The following is an 18,317-nucleotide window of genomic DNA, read 5'->3' as shown; positions in this document are numbered from 1 at the left end:
GATGAAGGCGGAACGCACCGACTACCTTGTGATCGGAGGAGGAACTGCTGGATGCATCGTCGCAGGCAGACTGGCCGATCTGCCACATCATCCGCGGGTCACCCTCGTCGAGTGGGGGCCGGATGATGCGCAGGAACCGCGCGCCCAGTCCATTCGCCGGTGGGATGAGATGGTCCAGAGCGAATATGCGGTGCAGCATCGCAGCGTGCCTCAGAGGCGAGGAAACAGCAATATCGACCACACCCGGCTGCACATCCTCGGCGGCTGCTCAACGGCAAACACCATGATCTCGTGGGTGCCGTTTCGCGGGGACCTGCAGGAATGGGAACGTCTGGGCGCCCAGGGGTGGGGGCCTGACGAATTCCTGCCGTATGCGCAGCGGCTGCGCACTCGGATCTCGGTCATCCCTGAATGCGATCAGAACCCTCGGCTGGCTCGCATGATCGTTTCGGCCAGTGAGGCGCTCGGTATCGAGCGGGTCAAAGAGTGGAATGACCATGACTACCGACCGGGTGCCGGCTTCTTCGAGATCGGGTACATTCCCGAGACGAATCAGCGTTCGAGTGGATCCAACGCCTATCGCGACCTGCTCACTCGAGCCGAGATGCGTGGCAACCTCACTGTTCACACGCGTTCGCGAGCTCTTCGGCTGCTCTTCGACCGAGACCGTGTCTCCGGTGCAGTCGTCGCCACAGAGACCGATGCGCAGTCTGTCGACGGAGAGACGCCTGCGCTGCGAGCCGCCGATGAGCGGGTGATCCAGGCTGATTGCGAAGTCGTCGTGTGCGCAGGTGCGTTCGAGACGCCCAGACTGCTCATGCTCTCTGGCATCGGCGATCCTGAGATGCTGCAGGCTGCAGGCATACCGGTACGCGCCGCATCGCCCGGTGTGGGACGCAATCTTCAGGATCACGCCGAGGGCATCGTAGTGTGGGAGGTGAGTCGGGCGGTCGAACCGCAGTCAGCCACGGGCTGGGACGCCGGTTACCTGTACGGAGACGAGCATGCTGACGACCCCGAGATGTCTGATCTTGACCCGGTGCCCGTTGTCACGACGCATCTTCCGAGAGAGCCGTGGGTCGAGCAGCTCGTGCGCACCGGGGTGGCCCTGCCCGAGCACATCGCCGGTGTCGCTCCGAACGTGTCGCGTCCGCGCAGTCGTGGTCGGGTCTGGATCGACTCAGATCGTTCGGACGCCGAGCTGCGCATCGACTACGGATACTTCACCGATGCCGAAGGCCACGACGAAGCAGCGCTTGTGCTGGGCGTGCGCAACGCGCGCCGCCTCGCGCGCCAGCAGCCGTTCGCAGACGAGGTGATTCGGGAGGTGTTCCCCGGCCCTGAGGTTCAGACCGACGAACAGATCTCGGCGTCCCAACGAGCGGTGCACCAGACGGTCTATCATCCTTGCGGCACCTGCCGCATCGGCGCCGCCTCCGATGCGAGCAGCGTCCTCGATAACAGGCTGCGGGTGAGAGGCGTTCAGGGACTCCGCGTGGCCGACGCATCAGCGTTCCCCGCGATCACGTCGATCAATCCAGTCATCACGATCATGATGCTGGCTGAGCGCGCAGTCGATCTTATCGCCGGTGAACAGTAACTAAGCGGTGAAGTCCACTACGACTTTCAGCGCATCCGGAGGAAGGTCGTCTGGCAGTGCTGTCGAGAACTCTTCCAGCGAGAGACGGTGAGTGACAATTGGTGCGAACCGATCGGGGTGTTCAGCAAGAAGCTGTATAGCCATCTCCAAGTCATCGGTGTCGAAACCGTTCGATCCTCTGATAGTGAGATCCTTCTCCACGATTTGCGAAGCAAGAACGGCAGAGGCGGTATGTGCTAGCGCAACCAGGCTGATAGCGGTGCCACGATGGGACAAACGAATTGCATCGTTGAGAGCCTCAGGATACCCCGCGGCCTCTATGATGGCATCTGGAGACAGGGCGCTGTCGGGCTGAAGGATTTGAGCTCCGTTTGCAGCGGCGGTCGTCGCGCGTGCCTGATTCCGTTCGACGACGAACACTGCCGCTGTTGGAAGCAGTAGTTCGAGGGTGGCATGGCATAGCGCTCCGATCGGTCCGTACCCGAAGATGACGACCTGTTGCGGCGAAGCTGCTGATACATGCCGCGTTGCTGCGATCGCCACAGCGAGAGGTTCGGCGAGCACCATAATGCACGGTTCCGTAGATCGGGGGACGAGGTGGACCAGAGAGGCGGGGACGCTGAGCAGCGTACTAAAGCCACCAGCTCGGGACTCACCTAGCCACGTGAGTCTTTCACATAGACGTGCGCTGGTCCGGCACCCTTTGCAGACACCACAGGCTATTCGTGAGTCGACCACCACCTGGTCTCCAGGCGTCAGTTCACGGCCGTTAGGGGACGGTGAGAGTGGCACTTCTCGTACGTACCCCGTCACTTCATGACCAAGTATTGCTGGCCAGTAACCAACCCAGTCACCAGTGTGGATCGCATGCAGATCAGAGCCGCAGAGACCGGCGCAAGAGACATCGATTAACACGTCAGCCGGTGAGCGGACGACATCGACTGACACAATGCTCAGCGTCAGATCCTGGTTCAGCGTCATAGCAGTGGCACAAACCGTGGCTGCGGCCTTCATCGCACTACTCCTCCGATTTTGATGTCACAGGAATGACGGTGTGTTCGCGATCCGGGATCCTGTTGACCTTGGTAGAAGTCGCGATCGTGTACGGAAGGGATCACCACGCCATATCTCTCGGCAATGGTCGCGAAGGCCTCTTCGAGCGCAGGCAGATGCACCTGATTGGCGTTCCTGTCGATGTTCAGGAAAGGGAAGCCACCCGTGAGATCGGGGTGAAAGTCGTTTCGCAGGTGGGCCATGCCATCGGCGTTCTCGCCGGTCAGCTCGGCGTGCGCATCTGCCGCCGCAAGCTGAACGACCCGGTCGAAGGTCGGGAAGGTGCTGCCGCCGAAGTGTATGGCTCCAGCGAAGTACAGCCCGCGTTGTGTCGGCGAGAACGTGCCGAGGTGCGTCACAGGGTGCCCATGGGCAGACGGCACGAGCTCGTCACCCAGCCACGGAAGCGACACGTTGTATCCTGTCGCCAGAACGATCATGTCGATCGCCTCTTCGGTCCCGTCGGAGAACAGCACGGAGTGCTCTCTCACCTCTGCAATGTCAGGTTTGTGAGCCAGCATGCCGTGTGCGAGACAGTGGATGACCTGACCGTTCACGATGGTGTGCGTCGCCCCCAATCGGTGATCCGGGGTAGGCAGCCCATACACGGTGAGGTCTCCGACCGAATCGATGATCATCTGCTCGATCTGTGCGGGAGTCTTGCCTGCCAGCGGCCCGCTCGTCTGGGGCGGAATGTTCCCAGCCATAAGATCGGGAACAGGAAGCCCGAACAGATACTTCGGCAGAAACCAGTAGCCGCGCCGCGTGGACAGATAGGCGTTCCGGCCATGAAAGGCGGCGTCGGCGACGATGTCCACGCCTGAGTTTCCCGCTCCCACGACGAGCACGTTGCGGCCGGCGAACTGCGCCGGGCCCTCGTAGGCAGCTGAGTGGATCACGTCACCCGCGAACGTTGACAGGCCCGGGATGTCGGGGACGACTGGATCCCATTGAGCGCCTGAGGCAACGACTACGCCGCGATAGGACCTGGTCTGCCCATCACTCGTCTGCACCTGCCAGTAGCGACCGGCGTCGTCGGTGTCAACGGGCCAGGCCTTCGTCACGGCGACACCGAAGCGTCCGCCCGAAGTGAGATTGAAATCGCGGGCGAAGGCCTGCACGTAGTCGCGAATCTGATCCCATCGAGGGTACATCGGGTAGTCAGAGGGCATTGGATACCCGATGAATCCGCCGAAGTCGCGGCTTGAGATGAAGTTGCATGAGGTGTACATGGGCGAACCGGGCTGGTCCTTGTTCCAGATCCCACCCGGTTGCGCATGGCGTTCGATGATCTCTGTCTCGATGCCGTAGCGGCGAAAGGCCCGTGCTGTCACGAGACCTGCCGGTCCGCCGCCCACGATGCAGTACTTGGTCGGCAGTCTGAAGTCACGCATTGTTGCTCCTTCGATCATAGGTGTTCTCTTAGTCAGGACCATCTCTGCGGTCAGCGCAGCTCAGGGGTTTCCCAGATCGGCAGTCGCACGCCGAGATCGCTCTCTGTCGCTCGGCGATACAGCTCGGTGGCCCAGGCGATGTCCTCGACGGGCAGTCCTCCGGTGCCGAAGAAGATGATCTCGTCGTCGCTGCGGCGCCCGCTGTGCCTGCCCGAGAAGACGTCGGCGAGTGAGACAGGTGTGGCGGATTCCGGATCGGCCTGGCACCGCTCAGCCAGCTGCACCCCGAAGAGTCCGCGAATTGACTCGCGGGGTGGGGGAACCTCGAGCATCCATTGGTCGTAGAGTTTCGTGCTGTCGACGATGGTGGTCTGCCCCCATGCCTCGTCGTCCAGGCTGATGTCGGCTGGCAGACACACCAGTGCGCCGGGCTTCAGATCGGCGGTGGCGATCGTCGGCGGGTCATCGCTCGAGATCGCGACACTCACGATATCGGCGTCGGCCACCGCCTCGGCGACGGATGCGACGACGACGATCTCGGGAAGCTGACGGATGCGAGCCGAAAGCGCCTGCGCGAAGTGATCGATGCCGGACTGCGAGCGGCCGACGACGACGATGCGTTCTATGCAGGGCCGCGCGACCAGATAGGCCTCGACCGCAGCGATGTTGATGGCACCGGGGCCGATCACTGCGAGCACCCGGGCATCCTCCCGAGCGAGCATCCGTGCGCCGACGCCGAGCACGCCGGCAGTGCGGTAGGCGCTGATCAGGTTGCCCGACATGATGCACAGCGGTGCGCCGGTGTCTTTGTCGTGCAGGGCGATCATGTGAATCGAGCGCGGCAGCCCCTTGTTGCGGTTGTCGACATTCGAGGCGTACCACTTGAGGCCGAGCATGTCGAAGCGTCCGCCGAGGTAGGCAGGCATGGCGGCGAATCGACGATCGGGGCCGTTCATCGGCATGTTCGCAAACGGGCTGCTGTCAGGAAAGCCCATTTCGAGGCCGTGCGATTCGCCGAGTTCGCCGGCCATCACGTAGTCGCCAGACGCGAGCAGGCGGAACATCTCGTCAAGCGTCGACATGCAGGCGGCCATGTCCCTGGCACCGCAGCGCACCAATGCGGGTTCGTCCAGATAGCGAAAGGCGAGGGGTCCGGCCGCGGTCGGCGAATCGACTCGGACGCTCATTCGAACGCGCTCAGAATGTCGGCGTAGAGTGCGCGGAACCGATCGCTGACGATCACCTCTTTGCCGCGTGGCCGAGGCAGGTCGATCGGCACTTCACGCTTGATGGTGCCGGGGCGCGAACTCATGATGACGACGCGGTCAGAGGTGAAGACGGCCTCTTCGATGTCGTGGGTGATCAGCATGACCGTCAGCTTGTGCTGCTCCCAGACGCGAGTGAGCAGCTCCTGCATACTGCGTCGCGTCAGGGCGTCAAGGGCACCGAACGGTTCGTCCATGAGCAGCACCTTGGGGCGGTATGACAGCGAACGAGCCAAGGCGACGCGCTGCTGCATGCCGCCTGAGAGCTGATTGGGAAACTTGTCTTCGAAGCCGTCAAGACCGACGAGGTGAAGATGCTCCTGCGTGATCGTCTTCGCCTCGGACTTGGACATGCCGGGCTCTCCGCGCAACGCGAACATGACGTTGTCGAAAACGGTCAGCCACGGCAGAAGCGTCGCGCTCTGGAAGACCACTCCGCGATCACGGCCGGGGCCGGAGATCTCGCTGCCGCCGACTGTCACGTCGCCTTCCGTAGCCGGTTCAAGACCGGCGATGATCGACAGCAGCGTCGATTTGCCGCATCCTGACTGCCCGACGATCGACACGAACTCGTTGCGGTGCAGGTTGAGCGTCACGTCGTGCAGAGCCGTGACGTCTCCGAAGCGTTTGGTGACCTCGGCGACTTGTACGACCACATCGGTCTGTTCGACGATTGGCTGGGTGGTGGCGTTCATGAGCGTCCTTTCAGATAGCGGAACATCCGTCGCCCGACCCCGCGCATGATCTGGTCGAAGACCAGACCGAGCACCCCGAGCACGATGACGTAGGCGATGATGGTGTCGGTGGCGAGAAAGCGCTGTGCCTGTGTGATGCGGTAGCCCATGCCGCTGGTGGCGGCGACGAGCTCGGCGACCACGAGCCAGGTCCAAGCCCAGCCGAGGCAGATGCGCAGTGTGTCCCAGATGCGCGGCATGGCAGAGGGAAGCACGATGCGAACCAGAATCTGGAATCGAGACATGCCGAGCGTGGCACCCAGATTCTGATATGAGCGTGGCACCTGACGTACTGCATCTGCGACCATCAGCACCTCCTGAAAGAAAGTGCCGAGCCAGATGATCAGAAACTTCTGCGTGTCATCCGTGCCGACCCAGAGAATGGTCAGTGGCACGAAGGCGACGACGGGCATGTACCGAATGAAGTCGACGAAGGGCTCGATGGCCGCCTCGAAGCGCGGGTCTGACCCGGCCAGGATTCCCAGAGGCAGAGCGACCACGCTGGCCAGCAGATAGCCGACCATGACGCGGTAGATGCTCACTGACATATCTCCCCACAGCTGGCCGTTCTCGGTCGTCTTGACGAGCACGTCGAGAACAGCCAGCGGCGAGGGCAGGAACATCTCTTTGACCAGGCCAAGACCGGTGATGATCGACCAGACCACGAGCACGACGACGAATGAGCTGATGGCGATGCCGATGTATTTCGCTCGCGCGATTGGCGTCGGCAGAACGTTCTTGAACCGCCGTGTGGTTCTGCGGCTCTCTGCACTGCTGCTGCCGTTGCTCTGTGCAACCGATGTCATAGCTGTGTGTCCTCTCTCTTCGATCTCAACGGTCTCGGCCTGAGCCAGCGTCACTTCACGAACTGGGTGTCGACGACTTTGCTGAGGTCGGTCTTCTTCGTGAGGATGCCGGCGCTGAGAGCCGACTCCTGAACGCTGGGCAGCACGTTTTCGAGGTAGTTGCCGCCGAGCTCTGTCTTGTTGTCTTCGAGGGAGAAGAACTTCACTCCTGCGAAAGCGGTTTTCAGATCGTCAGCCGACGAACCGATGTTGGTGGCGATGATCTTCTGCGCCTCATCGGTGTTCGAGTTGTAGAAGTCGACTGCGGGGCCCCATGCTGCAATGGTCTTGCGCACCGCTTCGGGCTTCTCTTCGAGAGCCTTCTTCGAGATGAACAGCACGTCCGAGATCAGCCCCTCTTTCTTGTCGGCTGTGTAGAGCTTCTTGATCGACGAGTTCTGAGCCAGCGAATCGGTGATGTAAGGCTCGTAGGTGACCGCGGCATCCACCCGGCCAGAGGAGAGGGCGACAGCGGCATCTGACGGAGCCATCGGCACCGATTCGACGTCGTTGATTGACATGCCGTTCTCAGTCAGCGCGTGATCGAGCAGCAGGTTGCTGACGGAGCCTTCTTCATAGGCGACTTTCTTGCCCTTCAGATCGGTGATCGACGAGATGCCGTCCGAAGCGAGCACTGCATCCGCGGTGAGCGACGTGTCGAGCAGCAGGCCGATATAGCCCTCCTGTCCGTTCTCAAGCCACTGCAGGGCAGAGTGCGAGGCGGCATTCGCGACGTCGACCTGGCCCGAACCGAGTGCCGCGGTCATCTGGGAATCGTCGTCGACGCTGGTGATCTTGGCGTCGACCCCCTGATCTGCAAAGTAGCCTTTGTCCTGTGCGATGTACCACGGCCCGTAGCCGAGCCACGGCTGCGTCGCGATCGTGATGGTGTCGGTGGCACTGTCAGAGCTGTTGGAGTTCGCAGAGCTGCAGCCGACGAGGGCACTTGCAGACAGAGCGGTGATGAGGGCCGTGGCGGCCAGAGCGCGTCGCCGAGAAGGGCGTGATGTGATGGTGAACAAGGTGCTCCTTTGATCGTTCGTCGCACGAAACCGAGCTTCTGCCGTGCGTTTCATGGCTCAAGATTCGACGTGTGGCGGGGCGTAAGCAAATGCGCATCCATTGCTCAAAACATCAGAAAAACTGATACAGCACATTCGTAATAACGAAGAAATGAATGTGTAACACCGCGGCAATGTGGTGCGCCTGCAGGGGCAGATCAGTGTCGCCACGGTTTACAGGAATGACATATCTGAATCCTGTATCCACACCTTGTGCCCAGGTGATTTGCAATGTCTGACTGACAATCGGCTCAATGAGTGTGAGAACGGTTGACCCCAGCCGTCGACCAGCGGCTCACAGCGACAGGAACCTCATGCAGACCGACCGCACTTTCACGATTGTCAACGCGAACCTCTACCTGGGGCAGGGACGCTGGGTCAGAGGACAGATCAACGTGAGCGATGGGCTCATCACCGACGTCACAGAGGATGGGTCCGGTACGTCGCCGACCGGGCGAGTGATCGATGCACGCGGAGGAAGCCTGCTGCCGGGCTTTCAAGATGCGCATGTGCACCCGGAGCATGGCGGCAGTGGCCTTCTCGGCGTCGATCTGGCGCCTGTGCATGACGTCACCAGCTACCAGCGGCTGCTGCGGGACTATGCCGAGCAGCATCCTCACGACGAGGTTATCGTCGGGTACGGCTGGTACGGAGATCTCTTTCCGGGAGGGATGCCGAACGCCGCTGTCCTGGACGAGGTGATCAGCGATCGACCAGTCATCGTGAACGGCCATGATGGTCACAGCATGTGGTGCAACTCACGTGCGTTGGAACGGGCGGGAATCACGGTCACGACGCCTGACCCTCGTGGCGGCCGCATCGTTCGCGACGCAGCGGGTCGGCCTCTGGGCACACTGCTCGACGCTGCAATGGATCTCGCGGCAGCCTTGCGGCCGGTCAAATCTCTGGATGGCGTGAAAGCCGCGCTACTCGCCGCACAGCGTCGGCTCAACTCCGTCGGCGTGACCGCTTGGGCGGATGCCATGGTCGGCGTCAGCGAACTGGGCCCTGACCCGTTCGAGGCGTACCTGCAGCTGGCTCATGAAGGAGCGCTGCACAGTCACGTCTCGCTGGGGCTTTGGTGGGATCGAACGCGAGGCCTGGAACAGATCGAGGATTTCGTCAGGCGGCGTGAGCTGGTGCGTGACGAGCCTCTGCTCAGTGCTTCGACTGTCAAGATCATGCAAGACGGCATGGTCGAGAATCACACGGCCGCCATGCTCGCGCCATACGCCGATGCCACAGATCCGGCGCAGGCCGGTGAGTCGTTCATCGCTCCGCACGAGCTGAACGAGATCTCTCAGCGTCTCGATGCGCAGAACTTCGACATCCACTATCACGCCTGTGGGGACCGAGCCGTGCGCGAGTGTCTGGACGCGGTCGAGGCGGTCCGTCGCTCGGGCGGGGGAGTGGGGCGGCGGCATCAGATCGCCCATCTCGATGTCGTGAGTCCTGCCGACTTGGAACGTTTCGCAGAGCTCGACGTCACTGCCAACATACAGATGCTCTGGGCTCGTCGTGACAAAGAGATGATCGAGCGCAAGCTGCCGCAGCTCGGCGTCGCCCGCGAGACGGCTCAGTTCCCGTTCGCCTCTCTGAGACGAGCCGGTGCGCGTCTGGCAGCGGGCAGTGACTGGCCGGTCTCCGATCCCAATCCGCTCTGGGCGATGCACACAGGGATGCTGCGGACTGCCCCATCAGCCGATGTGCACGCGATCGGAGACGAGGCGCTGACGCATCCTCTGGAACGGCAGGAAGGCATCGAGTTCAGCGCGGCCTTGGACGCCTATCTGACCGGTGCTGCCTGGGTGAACCGACTCGACGACCGTGGGGTGCTGCGTCCGGGGCTGGCAGCAGATCTCGTGCTGCTGCGCCAGAGCCTTCGCACGACTCCCGACCTGTCGACGGTCGAGGTCGTCGAGACCTTCGTCGACGGCGTGAGCGTCTACCGAGTCGAATGACGAGGCATGGCAGCACGACTGAGTAAGAGGCAGAGAGGCGGAGACGGATGCGAGCAGATGTTGTCGTAGTCGGACTGGGAACCATTGGGGCGCTGACCCTGGCCGAGCTGAGCGCCGTTCCTGGCCGCAAGGTCGTCGGTGTCGAACGGTTCGGCCCGGTGCACAGCCATGGCGCCTTCACCGGGGAGTCAAGGGTGTTTCGCACCGCGGTGCACGAAGGCGAGCGCTATGTGCCCGCTCTGCTCGAGGCACGACGCCTGTGGAAGAGCCTCGGCGCACAGGTCGGACGCAGCCTGCTGCTTGAGACGGGGGTGCTCTCAATCGGCCCGAGCGGTTCTGCAGCCATCGAGACCACAGCATCCGAAGCGCAGCGCTTCAGCCTGCCTCACGAGGCTCTCGACCACGCCGAGCTGCATCGGCGCTACCCGCAGCACGACCTCGATTCAGACGACGTCGGCTTTCTCGATCTGCTCGGAGGCGGTCTTCGCCCCGAGTTGGCCGTGCTGAGCGGCTTGGAGATCGCCTCGGCAAATGGGGCAGAGATCGCGGTTCGCTCGCCGGCAACCGCCATCGAGCATCGTGGGGATGCCGTGGCTGTGATCACAGCCGAGGGCGAGATCGTCGCCGACCGTGTGGTGGTCTGCGCCGGCAGCTGGGCGGGAGAGCTGCTTCCTCAGCTCGCGGGGCTCCTGCGGGTGACGCCGCTTTCGCTCACGTGGTTCGCGCCGCATCAAATCGATCGATTCTCGCCCGACCGTTTTCCTGTCTTTCTTCGAGATCGGGGCGGTGCACATCTCTTCGGCGTGCCGACACTCGACGGATTCAGCATCAAGGCCAGCGCCGGCGAGCTCTGGGGAAACTACGCGAGTCTCGGAGAGTCTCCCAAAGAGGTCGATCTGCCGACGCTCGAGCACATCGCGCGCACAGCCTCGTGGTTCTTGCCGGATCTCAACCCAGAACCGGTGCGGGTGAGCATGCACTACGACGCCTACGCGAGCGACCGTGTGCCGATCATCGACTCGTCGGACGACGGAAGGCTGACCGTCGTCGCCGGGCTTTCCGGGCACGGTTTCAAGTTCGCGCCGATCTTCAGCAGGTGGGCAGCAAGACTGGCGTTGGGCGAACTGCCAGACGGCTACGATCCACTGGTTTACGGTCTCGACGCTCATCGCTCATGTGAGCCGGCATCCAGTCAGATACCGTGCGGGGCGTGACGAACGTGTATTCGTCAGCACGCAGTGAGACGGGTTCGTCGCATGAACCTTGGCGTCGCCGGGCCCTGCGCGAGATCGCTGCAGGCGATTCCGTGGGTGGTACGCTGCGCCGTAGACGAGGGGGCTACGAGAAGGAGTGAGCATGACCGCACACGTCCAGGCGACCGGAAGCACCGTCAACCGTTACGCACTCGATGACAAGGTGGTGATCGTCACCGGCGCCGGCAGCGGCATGGGGCGTGCCATCGCACGAGCCTTTCTGGGCAACGGTGCCACGGTGGTGACCGTCGGTCGCCGACCCGAGCCGCTGAAAGAGACGCTGGGCGATGCGCCCGCCTCGCAGGCGGTGGCGATCCCCACTGACATCTCTGATGCGGATGCCGTGCGCACTCTGATCGACACGGTCGTCGAACGCTTCGGTCGTGTGGACGTCGTGGTGAACTGCGCGGCGATCTATACGACAGGAGACATCGCCGAGACCGCCGAAGACGCCTGGCGCAAGCTGTTCAGCGTGAACGTCGACGGGGTGTTCCACCTGGCGAAGGCGGCACTGCCGCAGCTGACCGAGACGCGTGGCAGCTTCATCGCGATCACATCGGTCTCTGGTCTTGCCGGTGATTGGGGGCAGTCGGTCTACAACTCGACGAAGCATGCCGTCAACGGGCTGGTGCGCTCGCTGGCGCTCGACTACGGGGAGCGCGGCGTGCGCGTGAACGCGGTGGCACCGGCGTTCACCGAGACCGATCTCAATGCCGATGTGTGGGCCGACGGCCGCGACATCTCGGCGTTCACGAACCGCATCGCGTTGGGGCGGCCGAGCACGCCGGATGACATCGCGCCCGCGGTGCTTTTTCTGGCCAGTGACGACGCGAGGTACATCACGGGCACAGTGCTGACGGTCGACGGCGGCACCACCGCTTCGACCGGACAGCCGCACCAGGAGTAGGGGCGCAGGGGGTTGTAGCAGGCCGCCCAGGCCACGAGTAAGCCTGTAGCAAGCCTCCAGCTGAGAGGCAATGCGGCCAAGATGTGGGCGGCCGGTGTGGGTACGCTTCATCGCACACGAACACTTGCGCACGGATTCGCTGATGACTGCACCGTTCCGCTGAATATGGGCACTTTGCAGCGGAACGGTGCACTTCCCGGCCCAACGGTGCACGTGACCCTGTGGCCAAGGCCACAGCTTCTGCACTTTCGAGGGGCTATCCCACAGCTTCTGTGCACTCGCGTGAGAGACGCAGGGTGCTCCTCGTCGAGTTGGCAGAAGCCGTGGGCATCAGCGAGTGGATGCCACAGCTTCTGCACTTTCGGGTGCGGGTGCGGGTGTAGGTGTGGGTGTGGGGTGTCCGCATCCGAGTTGGCAGAATATGCGGGCATCAGCGGGCGAAGGTCACAGGTTCTGTGCTTTCGCAGGGCGGCTCTGGCTCATTCGGCACGTTCTGCACTTTCGTGGGTCATTCCGCAGGTTCTGTGCTTTCGCGGAGCGGCTCTGGCTCGATCGGCATCGCCTGCGCAGAAGCAGCAGGGGCTGTCACACAAGGCAAGGAGCTGAGCTGGCTTCACCTGTTGTTCAGCTGTGATCAGGCTTGGCGTCATCTGAGAACCGTACTGTCGCCGAGTCTGATCACTTCGGATGGCCTGATGCTCGTTTCTGCGACATCCTGCTGCGAGCGTTCAGACGACATTCCCCGAAACCCCTGAAACAGAGGAGTCATCTTCGTGAACGTCCCCCTCCCCGCGGCTGGAGCCCATTCGGGCGCCGGCCGTCGGCGCACCAGACTCACAGCCATCATGACCGGCATCGCCCTTGTGGGTGCTCCGCTCGTCGTCGGCGCTTCGTTCGGCACGACAGCCGAGCCGCAGGCCATCGCTGCCGAGGCGGTTCAGCCGCTGCTCAGCACCGCATCGACGACCTGGAAGTACTCAGACAACAACACCGACCCGGCTGCGGGCTCGGCTGATCGACTCAGCTGGACCACTGCATCCTTCGACGACTCGAAGTGGAAGAGCGGCAAGGGCTCGTTCGGTGCGAAGCACGGCGCTGCGACCGGCATCGGCGGCCACACCGCGAACACTCTGCTGACCCAGTACATCGGCGACAGCAAAGACGACGTGCCGACCTTTCACTTTCGCACCAAGGTGAACGTCACGAAGCAGCAGCTCGCGTCGGCGACGGAGTTCACCGGCACCGCACTCTACGACGACGGCGCGCAGATCTTCGTCAACGGCGCCAAGGTCGCCGGGCTCTCGGACGAACGCGTCGAGCAGGCTCCTGAGGCTCAGCGCAATCTGATGTATGCCGGCAGCGGGGCGAGCGATCCGGCGCCGGCGACGTTCAGCGTGCCGTCGACCGCGCTGCACGAGGGCGAGAACACGATCGCAGTGGCGCTCTACCAGGATCGCAAGAGCAGCTCCGACGTCTACTTCGATCTGCAGTCGCTTGCCCCGGCGCAGCCTGAAGCTCCGGTTGACCCGACCCCGCCCACTGACGTGGTGCTCACCATCGGCGACGACGAATCGCAGCGTCGCCTGAACTGGTACACCGCCACTTCGACCGATCAAGCCGTGCAGGTCGCGAAGCAGACCGACGTGACCGGCGATCAGTTTCCGGCCGACAAGGCCAAGACGATCGCCGCATCCGCCAAGGGCAAGACGACCAGCGGCGAGTTCGCGCACGACGCGACCATCACCGGGCTCGAGCCGAACACGACCTACGTCTACCGCGTCGGCAGCGACGCGACCGGCTGGGCGGCGACCGAGACCTTCGCCACCAAGGCCTTCTCGGGCGACTATGAGTTTCTCTTCTTCGGCGACCCGCAGGTGGGCGCCTCGGGCAATCTTGCGAACGACGAGAAGGGCTGGGTCGACACCGTCGACGTCGCCGAGCAGACCTACCCGAACAGCGAGATGCTGTTCTCGGCAGGCGACCAGGTCAACACCGCCTCGCGTGAAGACGAGTACGACACGTTCCTGAAGCCGAAGCAGATGCGCCAAGTGCCGCTGGTGCCGGTCAACGGCAACCACGACGTGGGGTCGAAGGCCTACGAGCAGCACTTCTCGGTGCCGAACTGGGATCAGGATCACGGCAAGGCGACCAGCGCGACAGCATCGGGCGGCGACTACTGGTTCATCTACAAAGACGTGCTCTACGTGGTGCTCAACTCGAACAACGGCGACACGGCCAGCCACAAGGAGTTCGTCGACCGGGTCGTGAGAGAACAGGGTGCCAAGGCCAAGTGGAAGGTGCTCGCGTTCCACCACTCGATCTACTCGATCGCAGCTCACGTCAACGACAAGCAGATCAAAGACCTGCGAGCCGCACTGCCCACGATCGCCTCTGACGCCGGCTTCGACCTGGTGCTGCAGGGCCACGATCATTCGTACACGCGCACCTACCTGATCAAGGACGGCGAGCTCGCGAACCCCGACGAGACCGCCGCGCAGGGCACGGTCACCGCCAAGCCCGGCGAGGTGCTCTATGTCACGGCCAACTCGGCCAGCGGCTCGAAGTACTACGACATCACCGCGCCCGATGCCTGGTACGCCTCGGTGCAGAACCAAGAGAAGGTGCGCAACTACTCGCACATCGCCGTGACCGACGACTCGATCACCGTGAAGACGCTGCGCAGCGAGCAGAAGGGTGACGACAAGCCGGTGAACAGCGTCGTCGACGAGGTCAAGCTGCAGAAGGTCGACACGACTGCGCCTGCGCTCACCGTGCCGGCTGACGGCACGATCGAGCAGGGCGCCGAGTTCGACCCGCTCAACGGGGTCAGCGCCGTCGACGTTCGCGACGGCGACCTGACCGGCTCGGTGAAGGTCGAGGGAACGGTCGACACCGCGACTCCCGGTGCCTACACGCTCACCTACACGGTGACTGACGCCGCGAACAACGCAGCGACCGCGAAGCGCACGGTGACAGTGGCTGCGAAGGCCACGCCGACGCCTGAGCCTGGTGAGGACACGGGCGAAGAGGGCACGGGGCAGAACGATGCGCCGCAGTCGCCCGCTGACCAGTCTCCTGCATCCGCTGACCAGCCCACCGCTGAGCTACCCGCCGCTGACCAGCCCGGGCGCCTCGCTCAGACCGGTGCAACCGGGGCCGCCCTCGCCGTCGGTCTGCTGCTCGCGGCCGCCGGTGCGGTCACCCTGATCGTGCGGCGTCGCCGCGCATGACGATGACCTGCGAGGCTCGGCGATGACCGTCGCCGACCTGAGGCAGGCCCGTGCCGCTCGCTCGCGTTCGTCGGTCGTTCCGACGTCGCGGTGGGCGGCACGGGCGTTGCGCCGTCTGGCCGTGATCGCGAGCGGAATGTCGCTCGTCGTGGGGGGCGCCTGCGCGGCATCTGGCTGCGTCGCGGATTCCGACCAGCCCGAGCAGCCGCTCAGCGCCGCGACCGCGCCCACGCTGTCGGCAGAAGCCGCGGAGGCCGGCTCGGACGCCGCATCCGCCGCAGCCGGCTCGGCAGAGGTGGTCGACGTCGCCGGCGCGACGATCGCACCAGATGCGCTTGCGACGACGTCGGCGAGGTTCGGCTCGGTCGTCGTGGTCGTTCCGGCGGATGCCGCAGGCGACGCCCGCAACGCATCTGCGGCCGTGATCGAGGCCGTTCGTTCGCACGCCGACGCTGTGCGACGCGTCGACCTCGCCGTGGCAGAGCAGGACGACGCCCGGCTGCAGGAGCTGGTGGACGATCATCCCGCCCTGATCATCGTGGTGGGCGCAGCGCTCAACGCGGTCGTCGACCGCGTCTCGGCCAGCAGCCTCGATCAGCGGTTTCTGCTGGTCGGCGCACAGCTGCCCGAACCCACTGACAACGTGGCGGCGGTCGTGTGGCCGGGCGCCGACCAACGTGACCGGGTCATGGGCGGCGGGGGAGCATCCGCGTCATCGGGCGGGGAGCTTGCGGCTCGTGCCGCCGAGGCCGTGCCGATCGGTCTGCGGGCGGTGTCTTCAGGGCGCTCTGGCCCCGTCGTCGCGCTGGGGTAGCGGGGCGCGGGCGAGTGTGGAGGGCAGGCTGGCCTCGGTTTGAGCGCCCGCGCAGAGTCGCGTCACATTGAGGGCTGACGAGTGGGAGGCCGGCGCGTGCACGGATCCGCTGAGGCGGGCGCCGCTCCGCTGAAATTGAGCTGATCTGAGCGGAACGGTGTCGTGGCCGGCGGATCCGTGCACGGGACTCACTGCGCGGGGCCGAATCTGTACTTTCGGTGGATGCTGTGGCTGGTTTTGACGCGAGTGTGCAGAAGACGTGGGCATCAGCGCGCGAAGGTCACAGCTTCTGCACTTTCGGTGGATGCTGTGACGGGTTTGGAAGTGAGGCGGCAGAAGGTGTGGGCGTCACCGAGTGATGGTCGCGCGTTCTGTACTTTCGGGCGGCAGAGTTGGCCCGGTCAGCAGGCTCCGCGCGCAGATTCTCACGGATGAGCCTGTGCGCAAGTGACCAGCTCACCGCCCGCGTGCGATGTACGCAGCCATCTCAGCGGCTGGGACCATGCTGCCGCCGGTCGCCCAGGCCACATGCGTGGCGCGAGCCATGCGCTCGTCGGTCAGTCGCATCCGCAGGCGGTACGGATCGTCAGCGGGCAGTGACGCAAGCCTCACGAACGAATCGATGCCCACCGTCGATGAGGGCTCTATGTCGATGCCCTCGCTGTCGTGCAGCAGGGCGAGCAGCTCGAACATGTGCGCATCGGGCACGGTCGCGCAGGCGTCGACCAGATGCCGAACGGTGTGGGCGACAAAGCCGGAGGGGCGGGCACAGGCGAGTCCGTCGGCCGCGGTCACGTTGTCGAGGCCGGCCGCGTGCACGTCGATCTGGTCGTCGAGGCTGGATGCGAGGCCGAGCAGCATGCTGGGGCTGCGGGCCGGCTCGACGAAGACACAGTGCACGGCGTCGCCGAACGCGTGCTTCGCGCCGAAGGTGATGCCGCCGGGCCCGCCGCCGACGCCGCAGGGCAGGTGCAGAAACAGCGGATGCTCCTCGTCGATCACCACGTCGAGCGCCTCGAACTGCGCTTTGATGCGGTGGGCGGCGACGGCGTAGCCCAGAAACAGGCTGGGAGAGTTCTCGTCGTCGATGAAGTGTGCCAGCGGGTCGCCCTGCGCGCGCTCACGGCCGGCGGCCACAGCCGTCGAGTAGTCGCCTTCGTACTCGAGCACCTCGACGCCGTCGTGGCGCAGCCGGTCTTTCTTCCATTGGCGGGCGTCGGCCGACATGTGCACCGTGGTGCTGAACCCGAGCTTCGCTGCCATGATGCCGATCGAGAGCCCCAGGTTGCCGGTCGAGCCCACCGACACCGAATGCCGCGCGAAGAACTCGGTGAACGCCGGGTCGGCGAAGCGCCGGTAGTCGTCGCGGGTGGTGATCATGCCGGCGTCGAGGGCGAGCGACTCGGCATGGCGCAGCACTTCGTAGATGCCGCCGCGTGCCTTGATCGAACCCGAGATGGGAAGGCGGCTGTCGAGCTTCAGCCACAGGTTGCCAGGCAGCGGCGTGCCGGGCAGCGACATGCCGGGTTGGGTGCTGCTGAGCTGGGCTCTGCCGGTCTGGGTCCTGTCTATCGTGCCTGCGGATGCCATGCTCGCGCCCGCATGACCGGCCGACGCCCGGTCTGGTGACGGCGCCGCAGCATCCGCTGACACGCCTGACAGGTTCAGGCTCTCGCTGAGCCGCTGCTGCAGACTCGGCACTGCGACCACAGGCGACTCGATGACGCCGAGCGTTCGCTCGGTCTCGGGAAAGACCAGTGCGAGGTATGGGGCGAACCTGCGCAGGCGCTCGGTCGCATCTGCGATGTCTGCGGCGCCGAGCACGGGGTATTGAGACGGTGCTCGTGCGGCTGCAGCTGCTGCAGCTGTGGCAGGTGTTGTTGCTGTTGCTGCTCCTGTCGCTGATGCTGTAGCAGGCGCTGGTGCCGCGAGCTCTGTGGCCGTCGGCGCCGGGGCCAGTGCCTCGTCGGCTGCAAGTACGTCGGGGTCGGGCCAGAACACTGATTCACCGGCACGAAGTCGCATGAGTGCGGCTGCGCCCAGGCGGTCTCTGAGGCGGTTCTCCAGACTGTTCGTCAGATCGGTCACTGCATCCATGCACTGATGATATGCGCCTGTTCGCCGGTGCAGCTACAGCATGGTCTGGTCTGCCTGCAGCGATCGCTCGGAGCAGGCACGGTTCGCTCAGGATCGCTCGATC

The 18,317-nt window shown here is 64.1% G+C and carries 13 protein-coding genes; 6 read left to right on the top strand and 7 right to left on the bottom strand.

Features of this window, described 5'->3' with window-relative positions:
• The first annotated feature begins 1 nt into the window (after position 1).
• Positions 2–1,600: a GMC family oxidoreductase gene (locus F8O09_RS06795; protein ID WP_158054383.1), complete on the top strand. Its 1,599-nt coding sequence runs from the start codon at positions 2–4 to the stop codon at positions 1,598–1,600.
• Here F8O09_RS06795 and F8O09_RS10670 read toward each other — a convergent pair whose 3' ends face one another.
• From F8O09_RS10670 to F8O09_RS06765, 6 genes are read right to left on the bottom strand one after another with little or no spacing between them, the layout of a single operon-like run.
• Complete coding sequence (locus F8O09_RS10670; protein WP_225732931.1) at positions 1,601–2,581, bottom strand: alcohol dehydrogenase catalytic domain-containing protein; 981 nt, start codon at positions 2,579–2,581, stop codon at positions 1,601–1,603.
• A gap of 29 nt (positions 2,582–2,610) precedes the next feature.
• Positions 2,611–4,047: a flavin-containing monooxygenase gene (locus tag F8O09_RS06785; RefSeq protein WP_192497599.1), complete on the bottom strand. Its 1,437-nt coding sequence runs from the start codon at positions 4,045–4,047 to the stop codon at positions 2,611–2,613.
• Between the two features lie 50 nt (positions 4,048–4,097).
• Complete coding sequence (locus F8O09_RS06780; protein ID WP_158054380.1) at positions 4,098–5,234, bottom strand: tyramine oxidase subunit B; 1,137 nt, start codon at positions 5,232–5,234, stop codon at positions 4,098–4,100.
• Complete coding sequence (locus F8O09_RS06775) at positions 5,231–6,007, bottom strand: ABC transporter ATP-binding protein (protein WP_158054379.1); 777 nt, start codon at positions 6,005–6,007, stop codon at positions 5,231–5,233. The genes F8O09_RS06780 and F8O09_RS06775 overlap by 4 nt, the downstream gene beginning before the upstream one ends.
• Entirely contained in the window at positions 6,004–6,852 is an 849-nt protein-coding gene (locus tag F8O09_RS06770) for an ABC transporter permease (protein WP_158054378.1), read from the bottom strand. Before F8O09_RS06770 ends, F8O09_RS06775 begins: the two co-directional genes overlap by 4 nt.
• Positions 6,853–6,902: 50 nt before the next feature.
• Positions 6,903–7,913, bottom strand: a complete 1,011-nt coding sequence (locus F8O09_RS06765; RefSeq protein ID WP_192497598.1) for an aliphatic sulfonate ABC transporter substrate-binding protein — start codon at positions 7,911–7,913, stop codon at positions 6,903–6,905.
• Positions 7,914–8,266: 353 nt separating this feature from the next.
• On the opposite strand from F8O09_RS06765, the gene F8O09_RS06760 reads away from it, so the two are divergent.
• From F8O09_RS06760 to F8O09_RS06740, 5 genes are all read left to right on the top strand, one after another.
• Positions 8,267–9,913: an amidohydrolase gene (locus F8O09_RS06760; protein WP_192497597.1), complete on the top strand. Its 1,647-nt coding sequence runs from the start codon at positions 8,267–8,269 to the stop codon at positions 9,911–9,913.
• 47 nt (positions 9,914–9,960) lie between these two features.
• The gene (solA, locus tag F8O09_RS06755) at positions 9,961–11,127 is read left to right on the top strand and encodes an N-methyl-L-tryptophan oxidase (protein WP_158054375.1); all 1,167 of its coding nucleotides are present in this window, start codon (positions 9,961–9,963) and stop codon (positions 11,125–11,127) included.
• 142 nt (positions 11,128–11,269) lie between these two features.
• Entirely contained in the window at positions 11,270–12,073 is an 804-nt protein-coding gene (locus tag F8O09_RS06750) for an SDR family NAD(P)-dependent oxidoreductase (protein ID WP_158054374.1), read from the top strand.
• 773 nt (positions 12,074–12,846) lie between these two features.
• Positions 12,847–15,303: an immunoglobulin-like domain-containing protein gene (locus tag F8O09_RS06745; RefSeq protein WP_158054373.1), complete on the top strand. Its 2,457-nt coding sequence runs from the start codon at positions 12,847–12,849 to the stop codon at positions 15,301–15,303.
• Between the two features lie 22 nt (positions 15,304–15,325).
• Positions 15,326–16,117 (top strand): hypothetical protein, encoded by a 792-nt coding sequence (locus F8O09_RS06740; protein WP_158054372.1) that lies wholly within the window; start codon positions 15,326–15,328, stop codon positions 16,115–16,117.
• A gap of 456 nt (positions 16,118–16,573) precedes the next feature.
• Here the strand turns inward: F8O09_RS06740 and F8O09_RS06735 are convergent, their stop codons facing one another.
• Complete coding sequence (locus F8O09_RS06735) at positions 16,574–18,214, bottom strand: D-serine ammonia-lyase (RefSeq protein WP_225732903.1); 1,641 nt, start codon at positions 18,212–18,214, stop codon at positions 16,574–16,576.
• Between the last annotated feature and the right edge of the window lie 103 nt (positions 18,215–18,317).

Origin of the sequence: Pseudoclavibacter sp. CFCC 11306 (genome assembly GCF_008831235.1) — a bacterium.
Lineage (GTDB): Bacteria > Actinomycetota > Actinomycetes > Actinomycetales > Microbacteriaceae > Pseudoclavibacter_A.
Note: the sequence above shows the minus strand (reverse complement) of the source record. Positions and strands in the feature narration are given on the sequence as shown.

Bases quoted from the DNA above. Each gene is read 5' to 3' on its own strand.
- F8O09_RS06770 (WP_158054378.1), bottom strand. From the start codon at position 6,852: ATGACATCGGTTGCACAGAGCAACGGCAGCAGCAGTGCAGAGAGCCGC.
- F8O09_RS06750 (WP_158054374.1), top strand. From the start codon at position 11,270: ATGACCGCACACGTCCAGGCGACCGGAAGCACCGTCAACCGTTACGCA.
- F8O09_RS06760 (WP_192497597.1), top strand. From the start codon at position 8,267: ATGCAGACCGACCGCACTTTCACGATTGTCAACGCGAACCTCTACCTG.
- F8O09_RS06785 (WP_192497599.1), bottom strand. From the start codon at position 4,047: ATGCGTGACTTCAGACTGCCGACCAAGTACTGCATCGTGGGCGGCGGA.
- F8O09_RS06795 (WP_158054383.1), top strand. From the start codon at position 2: ATGAAGGCGGAACGCACCGACTACCTTGTGATCGGAGGAGGAACTGCT.
- F8O09_RS06735 (WP_225732903.1), bottom strand. From the start codon at position 18,214: ATGGATGCAGTGACCGATCTGACGAACAGTCTGGAGAACCGCCTCAGA.
- F8O09_RS06780 (WP_158054380.1), bottom strand. From the start codon at position 5,234: ATGAGCGTCCGAGTCGATTCGCCGACCGCGGCCGGACCCCTCGCCTTT.
- F8O09_RS06740 (WP_158054372.1), top strand. From the start codon at position 15,326: ATGACCGTCGCCGACCTGAGGCAGGCCCGTGCCGCTCGCTCGCGTTCG.
- F8O09_RS10670 (WP_225732931.1), bottom strand. From the start codon at position 2,581: ATGACGCTGAACCAGGATCTGACGCTGAGCATTGTGTCAGTCGATGTC.
- solA (WP_158054375.1), top strand. From the start codon at position 9,961: ATGCGAGCAGATGTTGTCGTAGTCGGACTGGGAACCATTGGGGCGCTG.
- F8O09_RS06775 (WP_158054379.1), bottom strand. From the start codon at position 6,007: ATGAACGCCACCACCCAGCCAATCGTCGAACAGACCGATGTGGTCGTA.